General features: G+C 66.3%; 13 protein-coding genes. 3 read left to right on the top strand and 10 right to left on the bottom strand.

Going from position 1 to position 16,508, the window contains the following annotated elements; all coding sequences use genetic code 11:
• Window positions 1–30 precede the first annotated feature (30 nt).
• The 8 genes from E5790_RS16005 to E5790_RS15970 form a co-directional block, all read right to left on the bottom strand.
• Window positions 31–8,319, bottom strand: a complete 8,289-nt coding sequence (locus E5790_RS16005) for a host specificity factor TipJ family phage tail protein (protein WP_111206021.1) — start codon at window positions 8,317–8,319, stop codon at window positions 31–33.
• Window positions 8,310–8,705 (bottom strand): hypothetical protein, encoded by a 396-nt coding sequence (locus tag E5790_RS16000; protein ID WP_014647904.1) that lies wholly within the window; start codon window positions 8,703–8,705, stop codon window positions 8,310–8,312. Before E5790_RS16000 ends, E5790_RS16005 begins: the two co-directional genes overlap by 10 nt.
• Window positions 8,705–9,166: a DUF1833 family protein gene (locus E5790_RS15995; protein WP_014647905.1), complete on the bottom strand. Its 462-nt coding sequence runs from the start codon at window positions 9,164–9,166 to the stop codon at window positions 8,705–8,707. Before E5790_RS15995 ends, E5790_RS16000 begins: the two co-directional genes overlap by 1 nt.
• Window positions 9,163–9,516, bottom strand: a complete 354-nt coding sequence (locus tag E5790_RS15990) for a hypothetical protein (RefSeq protein WP_014647906.1) — start codon at window positions 9,514–9,516, stop codon at window positions 9,163–9,165. Before E5790_RS15990 ends, E5790_RS15995 begins: the two co-directional genes overlap by 4 nt.
• Complete coding sequence (locus E5790_RS22195) at window positions 9,513–11,828, bottom strand: phage tail tape measure protein (protein ID WP_069116152.1); 2,316 nt, start codon at window positions 11,826–11,828, stop codon at window positions 9,513–9,515. The genes E5790_RS15990 and E5790_RS22195 overlap by 4 nt, the downstream gene beginning before the upstream one ends.
• A 94-nt stretch (window positions 11,829–11,922) precedes the next feature.
• Window positions 11,923–12,165 (bottom strand): hypothetical protein, encoded by a 243-nt coding sequence (locus E5790_RS15980; protein WP_227864145.1) that lies wholly within the window; start codon window positions 12,163–12,165, stop codon window positions 11,923–11,925.
• An 80-nt stretch (window positions 12,166–12,245) separates the two neighbouring features.
• Window positions 12,246–12,590, bottom strand: a complete 345-nt coding sequence (locus E5790_RS15975; RefSeq protein WP_014647908.1) for a hypothetical protein — start codon at window positions 12,588–12,590, stop codon at window positions 12,246–12,248.
• Window positions 12,590–13,048 carry a hypothetical protein gene (locus tag E5790_RS15970; protein WP_014037992.1) on the bottom strand — a complete coding sequence of 153 codons (459 nt, stop codon included), beginning with the start codon at window positions 13,046–13,048 and terminating at the stop codon, window positions 12,590–12,592. The genes E5790_RS15975 and E5790_RS15970 overlap by 1 nt, the downstream gene beginning before the upstream one ends.
• A 365-nt stretch (window positions 13,049–13,413) precedes the next feature.
• Between E5790_RS15970 and E5790_RS15965 the strand changes: the two genes are divergently transcribed.
• The 3 genes from E5790_RS15965 to E5790_RS21935 are packed head-to-tail and all read left to right on the top strand — an operon-like array spanning window position 13,414 to window position 14,687.
• Window positions 13,414–14,085, top strand: a complete 672-nt coding sequence (locus E5790_RS15965) for a dienelactone hydrolase family protein (RefSeq protein ID WP_032957503.1) — start codon at window positions 13,414–13,416, stop codon at window positions 14,083–14,085.
• Window positions 14,082–14,504: an HIT family protein gene (locus E5790_RS15960; RefSeq protein ID WP_014647910.1), complete on the top strand. Its 423-nt coding sequence runs from the start codon at window positions 14,082–14,084 to the stop codon at window positions 14,502–14,504. The genes E5790_RS15965 and E5790_RS15960 overlap by 4 nt, the downstream gene beginning before the upstream one ends.
• A 15-nt stretch (window positions 14,505–14,519) precedes the next feature.
• Entirely contained in the window at window positions 14,520–14,687 is a 168-nt protein-coding gene (locus E5790_RS21935; RefSeq protein WP_005418011.1) for a DUF5668 domain-containing protein, read from the top strand.
• Window positions 14,688–14,793: 106 nt separating this feature from the next.
• Here the strand turns inward: E5790_RS21935 and dcd are convergent, their stop codons facing one another.
• Window positions 14,794–15,366, bottom strand: coding sequence for a dCTP deaminase (dcd, locus tag E5790_RS15955; RefSeq protein ID WP_014037995.1), 573 nt, complete (start codon window positions 15,364–15,366; stop codon window positions 14,794–14,796).
• A gap of 78 nt (window positions 15,367–15,444) precedes the next feature.
• Window positions 15,445–16,299, bottom strand: coding sequence for an iron-sulfur cluster carrier protein ApbC (apbC, locus tag E5790_RS15950; RefSeq protein WP_014647911.1), 855 nt, complete (start codon window positions 16,297–16,299; stop codon window positions 15,445–15,447).
• Window positions 16,300–16,508: the final 209 nt, after the last annotated feature.

The following is a 16,508-nucleotide window of genomic DNA, read 5'->3' as shown; positions in this document are numbered from 1 at the left end:
GGCACCCACCGCGACGGGCAGGTGCACGGGTCACCACACGCCCATGCGCACGCGCAGGCGTCCGGCTTCGTCATAGACCCGCCAGTTGCCATCGCTGTACTCGGTACGACGCCCGCCACCGGGGGCACTGACACTGAACGCGTCGGCCACCACATCGAAACGCGAGACCTGGCCGCTGGACGCCAGTTGCACGCCCCCTACCCGGCCATCTGCACGGACGTTGACCGACCACTGCGCAGAAGACTCGGTGCCTCCGGCCGACCAGGTGGGCGGGGCGGTTGCTGCCGCGTCCACCTGGCTGAGCATCGGGCGGAACATCCAGAAATAGGGCGTGTTTCCACCGGTGCCGATCACGATCACGCGAAAGCGAGCGAAGGTCGCCGTGGCGGGCGCCTTGGTGATCAGGAACGTGCGCGTCAAGCGGTCGAGCGTGATCGGGGTTCCGGTATCGCTCCTCACGCCCGGGCTGTGCACCAGCCCCAGGTGATTGCCGGCCGCATCGAAGAACGTCATCTCCAGCTTGGCTTCCACGCGATGGGTATTGATCCAGGCGGACGCGCAATAGGTCTTGCCGCCTTCGATGGCGATGTCGTACTCGGTTCCCCACCATGCCATTTCGCCTGCTGCGACGACGCCGGGCGTCACCGCGCCCAGCCCGAAGATCCCCTGCGGATGCCAGTTGTCATCGCCGGTGGGGTTGCCCAGTTCGGTCCACCGCCCGTTCGGATTACTGCCCCAGCCCCACCCCGAGCGCTGCCAGAAGGGGAACGTGGTGTTCATCAGCAGGTTGCCACCGGCGCCCAGATTCTTGACCTGCGCCTGCATGCTGGTGACCACGGCTGCATCCGCCTTGCCACCCAGTGAGGCCTGCACGCCATCGATCCGCCCGGACAGCGCAGTCAGTTGCCTACCCTGCTGGCTGACCTGGCTGTTCAGCTGCGAGAAGCCGCTGGCCGATACATCGCCCACCTGGGTCTTGAGCTGGGTCAGGTCACGCGCGGTGGTGTCCAGCTTGGTGCCCTGCTGGCTTACCGAGGTGCTCAGCCCCGTGATGGCCGAGGCATTGGCATCGTTGGCCACCTGGTCGGTGATGTCATAGACCTGGACGCTGTCCACCCGCACCTGACCGTTGTCGGGATGAACATAGAGGTTCAAGCGCCAGGCATCGATGCCGCTGTTGAAGGCATCGAAGTCGAACGATCGGGTCTCGAACGCCTCCACCGCGAACACGGCACGCAGATCCTGGTAGGACTGCTGGCCTGCCGCATTCTTGCGATACATCCGCACCAGCAGATTGTTGGCGCCGCCAGCACCGCAGGCGCGGACGATCACCCGCAGGCGGCGCGCGCCGTTGATCGGCACCCATTTGCCACCGTTGGCCTGCAGGGTCGGATTCACGTTCGTGTAGCGGTTGAGCAGCACACCTGGGCGTCCGTCGCCGTTGACCGTACTCCACACCGCCCCATTGGCCGCCGCCGATGCCGTCCACCCCCCCAGCCCTTCGGCGAAGTCGGGATTGGGCAGCAGGCCGCTTCCGGTGTTGAGCACGCCCTTCAGCCCGCTGGACAGGTCGGTGAGCTGCTGCGCCTGCGCGTCGACCTTCGTGCCCTGCTGATCGACTTTGGTGGTCAGCGCGGTCACCGCGGTGGCCGTGGCAGCGGCGCTCTGCTGCGCGGCGTAGGCGTCGGTGACATCGATCATGCGGATGTCGTCCACCTGCACGCGCACGCCCACTTCGCGCGCACCACTTCCTCCCGGAATGCTGACCAGCATCCGCCACTTCGCCGCAGACGCGGCGGTGTCCAGGTAACCGCTGACCTTGGTCCAGCCATCCTTGCGCAGCGAGGCCAGTGCGTAAGCCTGCAAGGGCCACGAATTCTCCGCGTTGGCTTCGTTGGTGGTCTGCCAGCCCACCCGGATGGAACCACCGGTCGGCTGGATACTGTCCGGATGCAGGCGGGCGTAGTACTCCACATAGATGCGGCGATTGCCGGTGATGGGGGTCCACTGCCCGAAGTACAGGTCCGCATTGGTGTTCGGGCTGGTGTTGGCCGCAACGTTCACATCCAGACCGCGCTCACCGGTCCGGCGAGCATCGGCGCGGACGGTGTAGATCGTGCCCGCCGCACTGCCCAGCAGCTGGCCATCCTGGAACGTTTCGAACGCACCCAGCGGGAACAGGCTGTCGCTGCCATTGAGGACCGACTGCACGTCCGACTGCAGCTTGAGCACACTGGACGCACTGCTGGTGACACGATCGCCCAGCTGCACCACGTCGCTGCGCAGGTTGGCGATGGCCGTCGCGTTGCCGGCGATGTCCTGCGCATCGGTGATGTCGTAGAACTCGATCCGGTCGAACAGCACCTTGCCGCCGGCGTTGGTCAGATGCACCTGCGGCATGATCTCGTTGCGATCCTGCGCGGCAGACCATTCGGCCGTGTAGGTTTTCCAGGACGCATCGGACAGGTTCAGCGTCACGTCGGCATGGCTTTCGCCTGTACCCGTGGTTCGCACGCGCAACCGGCAGACCAGGGTCGCCGTGGCTTCATCAAAGGCGCGAGCCACCATCACCAGTCGGTACCGGCGCGACCGCCCCGCAACCACCGGCAACCACCGCGCGTCATTGGCCGTGATGAAGGGGTTCTGCCCGGCCTGCGGCCCATGCGTCATCAGCAACGCATCACCACTCTGGCCCGATGCCTTCACCCACTCCACGGTGTTGGCCGACACGGTACGGGTCAGCGTCCACCAGGCGGCACTGCCAGCAAAGTTACTGTTGCGCAGCACGTTGTCGCTGCTGGTCACCGAGGTGTCGACCCGCGCGGTCAGGCTGGTCAGGCTGTCGGCGGCGGACACCAGGTCGGTACCGAGCTTGCTGACGTCGGTGCGCAGCCCGGTCAAGGCGTCCGCATTGCTCCGCGCCGTACGATCGAGCATCGACGAATCCTGCGATCCGGTCGGCACGCCATTGAGCACGGTGACGGTCATTTCCACCCACATGCCAGTACGGCCGGTCTCCGGCAAGGGCGACAGGATCTGCCTGCCACCGCCGGCACCACTCCTGCGCCGCCCGATCATCACCAGCATCCGCGACCCCGACAGGGCCGCCAGGTTTTCCTGTGACAGGCCCGCGTCCAGCAGGCGGGTGCGCAGGCCACTGGTGTCGCTGTTGCTGGCACTACTGATCGCCCCCACTGCATCGGACGTATAGGCAATGAAGTACTGGTTGTCCTTCAGCGTCTGGTCGTACCAGGTGTTGAAGCGGGCCGACTCGGTCTGCAGATTGCCATGGGTATCGAACACCGCCGTATCGGTGATGCTGTTGTCCGCATTGATGATGCCCACCCGCAGCCCCCGGTTGGCGCCCATGCCTGGCACGATGCTGCCATTGGCACGGTACACACCCGATGCACGGGGGCCACCGGTGGGCCAGGCGAGGATATGTGCGTTGGCGATGATGTTGTAGGCCACCATGTTGCCGATGCCCGAGGCCAGCCGGGTGACGTCCTCGGCGGCACTGCTCAGCTTGCCATCGATCTGTTCCACCCTGGTCGACAGGCCACTGACCGCCGCAGCGTTCGCGTCGACATCGGTCACATCCTCCACCCACAGATCGTCCAGCCACAACGTGCCGGCCGTGCCATTGCGATTGATCGTGACCTTGATGCCCTGCACCGTGCCGGTAGGCGGCAACGTCACGAAGGTCTCGGTCTTGACCCAGTCCGCCGATTTCGGGAACGACTGCGTGGCGCCGCCCATCAGGTTGCCGTTGTGGTCGGCGACGCGCAGCTTGGTATTGTCGGCGGTGCCGTCGAAGTCCTCGCTGGTCCGCGTCCAGCACGACACTCGATAGCGACGGCCGGCGGTCAGGGTGATGACGCGCCCCTCATTGACCGCGGCGCTGACCACCGTATTGCTTCCGCCCGCATAGGGCTCCGCCTTCCAGCACAGGCTGTTGCCGCGGCCCTCGCGCACCACCGATGCTGCGGTGGTGTTGAAGAACGTCCAGCCGGTGCCAGCGCCCAGGTTGAAGTCGCCATTGAGCGCGAGGTTGCTGCCCGCGCCCATCACCGCTTCCATGCGACTCTTCAGCTGCACCAGGTCCTGGCTGCTGCTGGTAACCCGGCCATCGAGCTGCCCGACTTCGGTCTTCAACGCATTGAAGGCGCTGGATCCGATCTTGTCCCCCATCGTGGCATCGAGGCTGTCCACGCGCCGCCCCAGCGCGGTGTCAGCGGTCACCATCGCCTGCTGCAGGCTGCTGACACTGGCACTGGTGGCCAGCGCGTCGGTGCCTGCGGGCATCCGTGCCTGGAGTGCCTGGATCGACTGCGCGTTGACCTGGTCGCCACTCAGCCGTGCGGTCTTCTCGGCCGCGATCAGGCCCTGGCTGACCCCTGCCAGGTCACCGCCCTCGTAGCTGCCGCGCAACTGCACGGCCAGCGACTCGCGCCGGCCCGCTTCGCTGCTGTCTGCTGCGACGCGTGCAGTGGCTTCGTCCTGCAGCATGGCCACCGACGCACCCGGCGTCGGGCGACCGATCGCCACCCAGTCCAGCAGGAAGTAGTCGGCATCGGTCTGCGCCTTGGACAGATCCAGGCGGATCTGGTCGACGATGGTCCCGTTCCATGGAATGTTGTCCACGTCCAGCGTCGCGATGCCGTTGCTGTCATAGCTTGGCTCCGCGAACTGCACCATGCGTGCGTTGTCCCACGACTGGCCGGGACCATTCCACAGCAGGCGCCCGTCCCAGGCAGGACTGCCCACCTTGCGGATGCGCAGCTTGACGAAGCGGTGCGCCGCGCCCTGGACATCCTGGCCGCGCGGGCTCGTCACGAAGGCGTCGCTGGCATGGTTGGCCGGGCGCAGCCAGCCCTCCACCAGCGTTGGACTGCCGCCATTCGCGCCCCAACCTTCCACGCTGCTGTCGAAGTACCAGATGCGCTTGCTGTCGAACTGCACGCCACTGCCTGCCGACAGCTGGCTCACCATGCGGGTCAGGTTCTCCACATCCGACCGGCGCTCGCTGGTTTCGCGGGTCACCGCCGTGGTCAGCTCGGTGCGGGTATTCAGATCGCCGGCAGCACGGTCCAGCACTTCGCGCGCCAGGCCATCGGTGTTCGCCTTGAGCGCCTGCGCCTGCTGGTCCAGCCGTTCGGCCTGGCCGGCAAGTCGTTGGGCGCTGGCGGTGATCTGGTCCTGCAGGCGCAGCGATTCGCTACGCAGCGCCTCGGCTGCACGGGTGGCGGCGGCCAGGTCGCTGTCGATGCGGGCGTTGATTTCCTTGCCCAGGTCCTGCTTGACCGATTCGACCACACCGCCGATTCCCTCCAGCGTCTGCCCGGTATTGCGCCCCAGCGAGCGTCGCAGGTAGCGGGCACCGACGGACAGCACGCCAGCGGTGTTGCGACTGCGGCACGCAAACGTCCAGCTGCCCGCCTCTGGCAATACGGCTTCGATTGCGGAGGTGAAGAAGCCACCGGCATCGCCCAGCGGGGTCATGTGCTCCCACAGCGGGTTGTCGATACTGCCGGCGGTATAGCGGATTTCCACGCCGGCGAAATCAGCCGACTGCACGGTGTCGCCGGAGAAGCCCCACACATACCGGCGCACGCCACCGCTGAGCTCTTCGATGTCGAACAGATCGACCAGGACCGGCGGCGCATCGGCACCCAGCGTGGTGTACTGGGTGGACACGGCAACGCCGGCACGGCCATCGGGGCTGTACGGACGAACGACCACCGGATAGGTACCCGCTCCGGGAATCGCCCAGCTCGCTGATCGCGTGCTGGTGCGTGCCACTTCCTCCAGCGCGGCATTGCCGTCTGGATCGGACAGGACCCGCGTTTCGCCGGTGGGTCCACTGATATCGAAGCTGGCCTGCAGTTCGGTATGCACGCTGCCACCCCGGCTGACCTGGCGCTCGACCACCTTCAGATTGCTGGCCACCGGCCGGGTCTGCAGCGAGGATTCATTCGACGGCGGCACATACTGCCCGGTCCGCACGTAGTGCCAGAACTCGGGCCCCTCCTGCACCACCTCCACAGCGGCGCCCTTCAGGTCACCTTCCGGGCGGATGCCGGTCACGCGCACGCGGGTACCCGGCGTCTGCTTGAAGTCGTAGATCCAGATCGTGTCGTGTGCAGGATTGCCGTCGTTGTGGCCCGGCAGCGGTGCATCTGCCGGCCACGGATCGGCCAGCACCAGCCTGTCACTTGGCTCAGCGCCCGGAACCACGCGCAGTACGCGGTAGACACGCTCGCCTGGAATACGCAGGCCGATGAACGCACTGCCCAGCGAAGGTGCCGGGACCGTCTCGTCCAGTTGCAGCGTGGCAACGCCTGCAGCGTCGACGGCGGCATCGATCAGGCGGCCACCAAAGCCCCACTGGGTAAGGTCGTGCTGCAACGCCAGCACCGACAACCGCGAGTAGGCCAGGTGCTCGATGTCGGTGCTGTAGCTGATCGACTTGTATTGATAGACGCTCTGCGCCAGATGCCAACGCGCCAGCATCGCGGCATGGGCTTCGGAGCTGACGCCCTCACCGGTGATCTTGGCCGGATTGAGCATCACCTCCACGCCCGGCGCCGGCACGCGCAGCGTCGCCGCCTTCCAGGTGCGGCGGTCCAGGTAGCTGTACTCGATGCCGTCGGCAGCGTTGGCCAGGGTGTAATCGACCTGGAACTGGCCCTTCTTGATCGTGGCCATGTTGACCACGCCGGACAGGGGCTGCTCATCGGCCGCCCAGGCCACGCCCAGCCGGCCCTTGGCCCAGGTCACCTGGCCGAAGCCGGCCAGCGCGATGGCGTCGAGCACTGCCTGGTGGCTGCGCACCTCGGTCAGCCAGTAGTCGTAGCCCAGCGCGTTGTCCGCGCAGTGCAGCATGAAGGCTTTCAGGCTTTCGATATCGATGCGCCGGTCGGCCATGCCCAGGCCGGCGATGCGCTTGCCGTTCTCATCATGGATGCCACGCGCGTAGGCCAGGATCTGTGCGCCCGGGTTGCTGGTTTCCTCGGTCACCCAGCCGGCCGCTTCACCCTTCCACACCGGAATCGGTCGCGCATGAGCCACGCAGCGGATCTCATCCGGGGTGCCATTGAGCTGGCCGGACGCCTTCATCTGCAGGCCGATGGCAGGAATGCCGGCATGGCTGGCGTCGTCGCGCTGCACGCTGACCAGCGTGGTCCAGGTGAAATTCGCCTGCGCGCCACTGCCATCGGTGTTCTGCCCGGCCACGCGTACGCGCACGTCGTACTGGCCCAGCTCCACGTCGCGGCCGTAGCTGACGCGGCGCGCCTTCTGCGTGCGTCCCACGACGCTGTAATTGCCGAACGACTGCCAGGCATCGGAGCCGACCGGCCGGTACTGGATCTGGATCTGCTCGCGGTTGTCCTTGTCCTTGCCCTTGGACGTGGTATCCCACAGCCGGAACTCGATGTTCACCTGCAGGCGCAGAGAGTCAGCGGAGCTGGTGCGCTCCACCCACGGGCTGGCCACGTGCTTGGCATCGCTGCCGGTATCGAGCAGCTGCGCGCCTTCAATCACATCCGCGTTGCTGTACAGCGGAATCGCTTCGTCGGGCATCTGCGGGAAGCCGCGGAACCAGGTGCGCACGCCTTCGTAGCTGGACAGCGCTGAATCACCGTTCTGCAGGGCCTCCACCCGGCCAACGTTGATGCCCGGGCTGAGGGTCAGGCCGACGTACTGCTCATCGCCCTCGAACCAGGTATAGGGGCGGCTGATCAGGTCCGGAGCGAGGCGCGTGGAACCGAACAGCAGGCCCAGCGGTTCATAGGCGCGCACACGGTTGCGCGGCGCTGCCAGGGAATACGCAGTGTCGGCGACACCGCCACCGCCACCTGCACGGGGAGGCTTCGGGCCCAGCACCTTGTTGATCAGCACGCTGCCGGCAACATAGACCGCCGACGCCAGCGCGGTGCCGTAGGTGGCGCTGAGCCCCGCAACGGCGCCTGCGCCCCACGCGGAACCGGCCACCAGCGTGCCGATGCCGAAGGTGAAATAGGTCAGCGCGATCATCGCCACCAGCGGAATCACCGCCTTGCCCACCACGCTGCGCACTTCGATCAACTGGCCATGGCGCGGTCGCGTGTGCATCCACTGCTCGCGCGGCACCTCCAGCCCGTCAACGCAGACCTGCCATGCGCGGCCATCGAGCCCGTCTACATGGCGCATGAGGAATGCGTACAGGCTTTCACCCGGGCGCAGTTCGACCGGCACGTTGCGCTGGCCATCCAGCAGCACCGGGTGCGGGGTGATGATGAGGCGGCCGTCGACCGCCGGTTGTGGTGTCAGTTCCATGCGTAGTATCCCTCGATCCTCAGCCCAAATCCGGGTAGGTCACGAACGCGGTGCAGCACGCTGCAGCCGTTCGTTTCGTTGCTGTGCAAGACCCAGCCCTCATGAGCCAGGAAAAAGAAAACCCCGGCGTGGCCGGGGTTGTGTTGTCCGCGTTCGATCATCAGTACCAGGTCGCCGTCCTGTGGAGGGCCCTCGCGAGGTACCGCCTGCGCGCGCGACAATGCGCCCAGCTCGGCCGAGCCGCGCCGCCCGCGCGGCCGGCGTCCGGGCAGTGCCACTTCACGGGCGAACAGCGCCCGCTGCACCTGCATCACCAGGTCGGCGCAGTCGCACGCTGCTTCGTCATAGGGGATGCCCACCCATCGCTCGACGTCGACCAGGCGCATCAGAAGATTCCCGGCAGCGTGAACGGATTGGCATGCAGCAGCACGGCCTGCTGGCGCATCAGGAAGTCGACACCACACTGGGCACTGACCGTGCGCGTGTTGACCGACACCTGGGTCATCGGCAGGTCGTACTCGGCCTCGATGGCATCCGGATCGGCGCGATCGGTCAGCATCAACCGTGCGGTCACCATCTCTCCGGGGGCAAGCCCTTCCAGGTCCTCGGTGAGTGCGCGGCCGATGTTGTCGATCACCAGCTGCGCGCGCGGTGCCTGTCCACTGACATCGTCGGGAAGCTGGAAGCCGAACGGTGCGGCAATGAACTCCTTGCCGTTGCTGGTCCAGTTGACGTTGTCGTTGACGATCCGCAACACCTCCGGCATCGACGGCGCCGACACTTCCAACAGCATCAGCGGTCCCTGGGTGTCGGCCAGGCGCTGGCGGCGCTCATGGAAGGAACTCATCGCATGTACTCCAGTACAAGATCGCGCTTGGAGAAGCGGAACCGGGTGTTCAGTGGCACCAGGCGGCCGATGCCCTGCGGGAAGCGGGCGCTGATCGGCTGCCCGGTCCGCGGGTGCTCCATCGTGAACCAGCCGACGCGACCGACATCGTGCAGGTACCACGCTTCGAATGCCTCGGCGTCAGCCGCGGTGCGGAACTGCACCGAGGCGTACACGTTCTTCATCACCCGGCTGTTGAGCGCGCGCATCTTGCTGGGGCCGCGCTCCATCTCGGTCCGCTCTTCCGAAGCGACGATCTCCTCGCCGTAATCCGCAAAGCGGATTTCTGCATATTCTGGCCAACTGCTCATCCCACTGCCTCCGTCCATCCGTATCGGGCCCGTCCAATGGCGCCCAGCTCACCACCGTTGAGGCTGTCGCCCACGATGTCGATCACCAGCCGCCGTACTTCGCTGCCATCGGGCATGCGCTGCCGCTCTTCCCGGGTGTTGACCCGGCTTTCGCCGTAGTTGTTGATTTCCACATTCATCCCACCCTCGCCGGCACGGGCGATCGGTACCTGCACATAACCCCCGCTATCACCACCGGACAGGCCATTGCCGGTTCGCAGCGAAGTGCGCAGGGCGAAGAATGCCGATGGGCCGCCGAGCGCAGCCATGTCTTCCTGGCTGAGCACGCCCTCGCCCTTGTGGACGATGCCGGCCGGCTCGTACTTGCCCCCTGGGCCCGTGTACCCGCCGATGGAAAAGCCGGTGATCTTCGGCCCGAACATCTGCCCGATCGAACTGATCAGCCCACTGACCATCTGTTTGGCTGCCACGCGCGCCAGATCGGCGATGATCGAGTCGGCGAGGTCGGAGAAGGACAGCTTTCCGGTCTGGGCAAACTTGACCAGACTGTCTTCCAACCCGCCCAATGCATTACTGAAGACGCCGTGGCTCAACTCGGCGGCATTGGCCGCGGCATCGGCATAGTCCTCGAACGCCCGCATTGCGCCGTTCTTCCAATCGGACTGGTATGCCTTCTTGTTCTCCTGGAACTCTGCCTCGCGTTGCAGTGACTGTTCATGGAATGCATCGAGCTCGGCCAGCCGGGCTCTGTAGCGCTCCGACTCGATGACCTTACCGTCCTCACCACGCGACTCGTCGTCCAGCGCGCGCTTTCGATTGTCCCGATCCTCATCCAGAGCGGAACGGCGTTGCATGCGATCCACGCTCGCTGCGCCATGGCCGATGCCGAACAGCGCCTGGTCGTTGCCGCGCTGCTGTGCATGCGCCGCCTGCTGGAGCTCCCGCTGCAGCTTCAGCAGATCCTGCTGGGCCTTCTTCGACGCTTCAGCGGCTGCCGCTTCCTTGGCCAGGGCCACCGCGGCGTCCAGCGAGGCCTTCACCCGCAGTTGCTTCTGCTCGCTGAGCTTCTTCTCGGCATGCTCCATCTCGTCAAGGAGGGTGACCTGCAGCTTTTCCGCCTCTGTCATCCCCTCCTTCAGCTTCTGCCGCACCCGGTCCTGGGCGATCTGCTTCTCGATGCGATCCATCAGCCCGGCGTACGCATCAGCCTGCTCGTGCACGCCCCTGACCGACTGCTGGGCGGCCTGCTGCTGTTCGCGGAACTGGGCCTTGCGTTCGATGTCGGCCTTCTTGCGCGCGGCATCCCTGTTGAACTCTGCGCGCTGGGCCGGGTCCATCTTGTCCGGGCCGCCCCTTGCGTTGATCTCCGCGCCGCGTTCAGCCATCCAGGCCGCGTACTCGCCACGGGTCAGCCGGATCCACTCGACCTCGTCCCGCCACGCCTCTCCGCGCATGGCGCCCAGCATGCCGTTGAAGGCATCGGTCGCCTTCAATGCGTTCCATTGCGTCGCACCCAGAGACGCGATGAGCTGGTCAAGCGTCTGGTTGTCCACGTTCTGGATGGCCGCGGCAATCGCATTGAACAGCTTCTCGTCGAGGGCGCCCCTGATCGTTTCTTTCAGGCCCCGGAACTTCTCCTGGACCGGCGCGACCTCCGCCTGGAACGCTTCCAGGTTCGCCCTGGCCTTCTCCAGCTCGGCGTAGTCCGAGGCTGCACTCAGGCCCGCCCCTTCCCGTCCCGATCGCTGGCCATGACTCACTCGGCCTTCCCAATGGACGACCGAGCCCTGCAGCGCCTTCTCGCGTGCCTCCAGCTCGCGCAGCGCCCTGGCCTGCTCATGCAGCGTGGCGACCGCCTGCTCCAGGGGCAGCGTGCCCGCGCCCATGCCCAGGCCGGCCTGGTCCATCGAGAACGACATCTGCTGCAGCGACTGCATCTGCTCCTTGTACTCGCTGCGCGCACGTTCGGACGCCTTGACCATGTCCAGGTACGCTTCGCCCAGCTTCTGCACCGACGCGATGGCGATGCCCCATGGGCCACCGGCGGCCGTCAGCAGGCCGCTACCAAGCTCCTTCAAGCCGCTGCCGAGCACATCGCCGCCGACGTTGGCCTTTGCCTTTGTCGCGGCCTTGCCCGTTGCGCCCTCCGGTGCCGCATGCACGCGCGCCAGCGCGGCGGCCGTCCGCTCGGCCTCCGCGCGCAGTGTCTTGAGATTCTGCGTTGCCAGGCGGCTGGCCTCCGCCATTGCGGTACGGAAGCCCGTCGTGTTGACCCGCAGTACTACGTCTAGATTCTGGTTAGTGGACGCCATACGCGTTCCTCCAAGAATGATGAGGGGCCCCGCAGGGCCCCAGGTTCGATTGCATGCCACGCATCGGAGAAGCAATGCCCTGCCCCGCCCGGAATCACGCCGCAGCGTTGCGCCGCGATGCGCTGCCGAACAGTTCCAGCAGCTGCTGCGAGCGCTCCTTTGCCGCCCTCTCCGGCGACGCACGCGGTCGCACCAGCAGGAAGTCGTCGGCAGTGGTCGTATTGCCGTGCACCTGCGCCAGCACACTGGTCAGCTGGGCGAGCATCCCCTGCAGGGGCTGGTCCAACGGCTCCAGGCGTGCGAACGCATACATCTCCGAGAGCTGGCGGGAGGTCACTCCCGCCAGCAGGTGGTCCGGATGCGGGAGGCCCAGCCTCCACGCGATCCGGAACTGAAGCCGGCGCTCAGGCCGGCGGATCAGTTTTTTTCCAGCTCTCCCACGGCCGCATCGCCGAGCGCATTGAGCGTCTGCGCGACACGGAACACGCGATCCAGCGCCGCGGCCGATTTCGTGCCCAGCTGGGCCACCTCATGGTCGGAGAACAGGCGCTCGCCCATTTCATCGACCAGGCACAGGCCGACGAATCGCGCGCGGAAGTCATCCACCTTGGGCGTGTCACCGCCATAGGTCTCCTGCTCCCAGCGATCACGGTCACGCGCCGACATCATCGCCACGCGCACGCTGCCGCCCCATTCGGGTACGGCGACGTCCTCGTGCCGGCGATCCTGCGCGTCCAGGATCTGCTGCTTGCCCAGCAGCATCACGGGGTGCCGCCAGCGGCCACGGTTACCAGCGCGAACTCACGCGGCAGCAGGTCCGCAGTGAACGTCAGCACCTGGTTGGTGCCCGGGGCCACGTTGAAGGCGGCGACCTTGGCGACGAAGGTAGCGGCATCGCCGGTGGGCAGCACCATCAGGAAGTGCAGGTCGGCATCCGGATCGGCGTCGCGCAGGATCTCCTGGCCTGCCGAGCTGCCGACCGGCCAGCGGTGGCCGGACACCTGCACGGCCTGGCCGCCGGACAGACCCGCAATGTTCTCCATCTGCTTGGAACGCAGGTTGGTGGCATCAAGGGTGTTGGCCTGGCCGCGGCCGAACGGGAAGGCGGTCAGGCCGTCGATTTCGGTATAGCCGGCCGGATTGTTCGGCGCGGTCGGGGCGGTACCGGCCTTCACGTACAGCGCGGAGTCCTGGGCGGAAATGGCTTGATTGATGGACATGGTGTTGAATCTCCTGGAAATGAAAAAGCCGCCTTGCGGCGGCTGGGGTTCGGGGTGATCAGGCTCGGGGCTGCCTGCAGTGGGTCATCGTGGCTGGCCCGTCACAGCCACCGGTTGCGCGTTGCGACCCGCAACACGCGGACAACAAAAAAGCCCCCGGCTCGCGCCGGAGGCTTGTATGTCATCGTGGCTGAAAGCTTAGGCTGCGGGTGTGCACCGGTCAATGCAGAAACAGCCCTCTGCACCGCCTTGGGAACGCACTGCCGCAAACCCGCAGCCGCCCGATCCGGCACAGCCGCTGACGCCGCGCTAACCGGCGCAGCGCCGACAATGCAGCTCTGTTCCCAGCAACGAGGAAGATGACGATGGCCGAGTGGATCACCCTGGATACGCATCACGGCCCGGTACGGGCCTGGCAGGCCCTGCCGGACGGCACCGCGCGCGGCGGCCTGGTGGTGGTGCAGGAAATCTTCGGCGCCAATCCGCACATCCGCAGCGTGGCCGAGCGCTTCGCAGCCGAAGGCTATGCGGTGCTGGCGCCCTCGTTCTTCGACCTGGTCGACGGCCCCGACGCCGACCCGGATGCGCTGCCCTACGACGCCGAGGGCGTGAAGCAGGGCCTGGAACGGGTCGGCGCGCTGGGCATGGAACGGGCGCTGGAGGTCGTGCGCGCGGCGGCCACCCGACTGGCGCCCTACGGCAAGGTCGGCACCGTCGGCTACTGCTGGGGCGGCACGGTGGCGATGCTGTCCGCACTGCGCCTGGGGCTGCCGTCGGTCAGCTACTACGGTGCGCGCAACGTGCAGTTCCTCGACGAGGCGCCCAAGGCCCCGGTGATCTTCCACTTCGGCGCCCAGGACCGCAGCATCCCGCCGGAAGCGGTCCAGGCCCACCGCGAGAAGCTGCCGCAGATGGCCACCTACGTCTATCCGGCCGATCACGCCTTCAACCGGGAGGTCGGACATGCGTATGATCCAGACAGCGCCGCCCTGGCGCTGCAACGCACCCTGGACTTCTTCTCGGAGCATCTTGGATGAGCGAATTCGAACTCGATTCACGCCTGGCCACCGATAGCGTGCTGGTGGCGGAAGGACCGTTGTCGCAAGTGCGGCTGATGAACGACGAACGATTCCCCTGGCTGGTGCTGGTACCGCGCCTGGCCGGGGTGACCGAGTGGATCGAGCTGGACGGCGAGCAGCAGGACAAGCTGCGCACCGAGCTCAACCGCGCCTGCAAGGCCCTGAAGGGTGCCGACGGGGTGGAGAAGATCAACATCGGGGCGCTGGGCAACATCGTGCGCCAGCTGCACTTCCATGTCATCGGCCGCCACGACGGTGATCCGGCCTGGCCGGGCCCGGTCTGGGGCAGTGGCCCGGCGCACCGCTACGAGCCGGCGGCGCTGGACCAGCATGTCGCCTACTGGAAGGAACGGCTAGGATATCCGGCCCAGTCCTGAGCCTTCGCCGACCCGATGCGATTCAACCTCGTTGCCGCCGTCCTGCTGATCCTGATCGGCCTGTTCATGCTCGCCAGCAATCTCGGCTGGACGCACCTGAACCTGTCCAAGCTGCTGTTGACCTGGTGGCCGGTGGCCCTGGTTGGTGTCGGCATCGCGATGCTGTTCGGTCGCGGCAAATAAGGAAGGCGGCGCATTGCGCCGCCTTCCCTCATGTAGAGCCGAGCCATGCTCGGCTTCAATGCAGGGCAGCCGAGCATGGCTCGGCTCTACAAATCGCCTGCAATCGTCAGGTCCGCGGCAGGGTCACGCCGGTCTGGCCCTGGTACTTGCCGCCACGGTCGCGGTAGGACGTCTCGCAGACGTCGTCGGCGGCCGCCTGGAAGAACAGCATCTGTGCCACGCCTTCGTTGGCGTAGATGCGCGCCGGCAGCGGCGTGGTGTTGCTGAATTCCAAGGTGACGTGGCCTTCCCATTCCGGCTCCAGCGGCGTCACGTTGACGATGATGCCGCAGCGCGCGTAGGTGCTCTTGCCCAGGCACACCACCAGGGTATCGCGCGGGATGCGGAAGTACTCGACGGTACGCGCCAGCGCGAAGCTGTTCGGCGGGATGATGCATTCGTCGGCGGTGATGTCGACGAAGCTGCCCGAGTCGAAGTGCTTGGGATCGACGATCGTCGAGTTGATGTTGGTGAACACCTTGAACTCGCGCGAGCAGCGCACGTCGTAGCCATAGCTGGACGTGCCATAGCTGACGATGCGCTGGCCGTTGGCCTGCTTCACCTGCCCGGCCTCGAACGGCTCGATCATGCCGTGCTGCTCGGACATGCGGCGGATCCAACGGTCACTCTTGATGCTCATGCTTTGTCCTGGGGGTACGAGGGGGCGCGAGGATTCTAGCAGGGGCCCGGCCTCGGCCGGCGGCCCCTGCCCCGGCCCTTACAGCAGCGACGACAGGATCGGGATCGAAGCCCGCGGGCGCCTGCCCACTTCCTCGATCAGGCGCTGTGCGGCATGGCGGTAGGCCTGGGCCGGCGCCGAATCCGGCTGGGCGACGGTGATCGGGGTGCCTGCATCGCCCTGTTCACGGATGCCGATCTGCAGGGGCAGAGAGCCCAGCAGCGGCACGCCGTACTGCGCGGCCATGCGCTCGCCGCCGCCCTCGCCGAACAGGTGCTCGATGTGCCCGCAACTGCTGCAGGTGTGCACCGCCATGTTCTCGACGATGCCCAGCACCGGCACCTCGACCTTCTCGAACATCTTCAGCGCTTTCTTCGCGTCCAGCGTGGCGATGTCCTGCGGCGTGGTGACGATCACCGCACCGGCCAGCGGAATCTTCTGGGTCAGGGTCAGCTGGATGTCACCGGTGCCCGGCGGCAGGTCGATCAGCAGGAAATCCAGGTCGTCCCACAGGGTGTCGTTGAACAGCTGGGTCATCGCCGAGGTGGCCATCGGGCCCCGCCAGATCATCGGCGTGTCCTCTTCGATCAGGTAGCCGATCGACATGGTGTCCACGCCAAAGGCACGCAACGGCTCGATGCTCTTGTTGTCCGGGCTTTCCGGGCGACCGGACAGGCCCAGCATGGCCGGCACGCTCGGCCCGTAGATGTCCGCATCGAGCACGCCCACGCGCGCACCGAGCTGCTGCAGCGCCACGGCCAGGTTCACCGAGGTGGTGGACTTGCCGACGCCGCCCTTGCCCGAACCGACCGCGATCACGTTGCGGATGCGGGCATGCGGCGTAAGTCCCTTCTGGACCTGGCTGACATGGGGACGGCGGGGAGAACTGTTCACAACGGGCACCGGCGGGGTCAGGGGGATAACCCGACATCATACAAGCTGGATGCAAGCTGACTGAAATTCAGGAATGCGACAGATTCGTGCACAGATTGTTAAGTTCATGTTACGTTCGATGAGCACTGTTTTGAGCTGCGGAGCCGGATATTCCAGCCCGCGCGATGGCGCATGCGCAGTGCCGTTTTTGTTTTTGCTCTCCAATGGAA

The organism is Stenotrophomonas sp. PAMC25021 (genome assembly GCF_004795795.1).
Lineage (GTDB): Bacteria > Pseudomonadota > Gammaproteobacteria > Xanthomonadales > Xanthomonadaceae > Stenotrophomonas > Stenotrophomonas muris.
The sequence above is the reverse complement of the archived record's forward strand: the minus strand, read 5'-3'. Positions and strand labels throughout refer to the sequence as shown.

Coding starts and splice junctions, on each gene's coding strand:
- E5790_RS16005 (WP_111206021.1), bottom strand. CDS start 8,319: ATGGAACTGACACCACAACCGGCGGTCGACGGCCGCCTCATCATCACC.
- E5790_RS16000 (WP_014647904.1), bottom strand. CDS start 8,705: ATGCGCCTGGTCGACGTCGAGCGATGGGTGGGCATCCCCTATGACGAA.
- E5790_RS15995 (WP_014647905.1), bottom strand. CDS start 9,166: ATGAGTTCCTTCCATGAGCGCCGCCAGCGCCTGGCCGACACCCAGGGA.
- E5790_RS15990 (WP_014647906.1), bottom strand. CDS start 9,516: ATGAGCAGTTGGCCAGAATATGCAGAAATCCGCTTTGCGGATTACGGC.
- E5790_RS22195 (WP_069116152.1), bottom strand. CDS start 11,828: ATGGCGTCCACTAACCAGAATCTAGACGTAGTACTGCGGGTCAACACG.
- E5790_RS15975 (WP_014647908.1), bottom strand. CDS start 12,590: ATGCTGCTGGGCAAGCAGCAGATCCTGGACGCGCAGGATCGCCGGCAC.
- E5790_RS15970 (WP_014037992.1), bottom strand. CDS start 13,048: ATGTCCATCAATCAAGCCATTTCCGCCCAGGACTCCGCGCTGTACGTG.
- E5790_RS15965 (WP_032957503.1), top strand. CDS start 13,414: ATGGCCGAGTGGATCACCCTGGATACGCATCACGGCCCGGTACGGGCC.
- E5790_RS15960 (WP_014647910.1), top strand. CDS start 14,082: ATGAGCGAATTCGAACTCGATTCACGCCTGGCCACCGATAGCGTGCTG.
- E5790_RS21935 (WP_005418011.1), top strand. CDS start 14,520: ATGCGATTCAACCTCGTTGCCGCCGTCCTGCTGATCCTGATCGGCCTG.
- dcd (WP_014037995.1), bottom strand. CDS start 15,366: ATGAGCATCAAGAGTGACCGTTGGATCCGCCGCATGTCCGAGCAGCAC.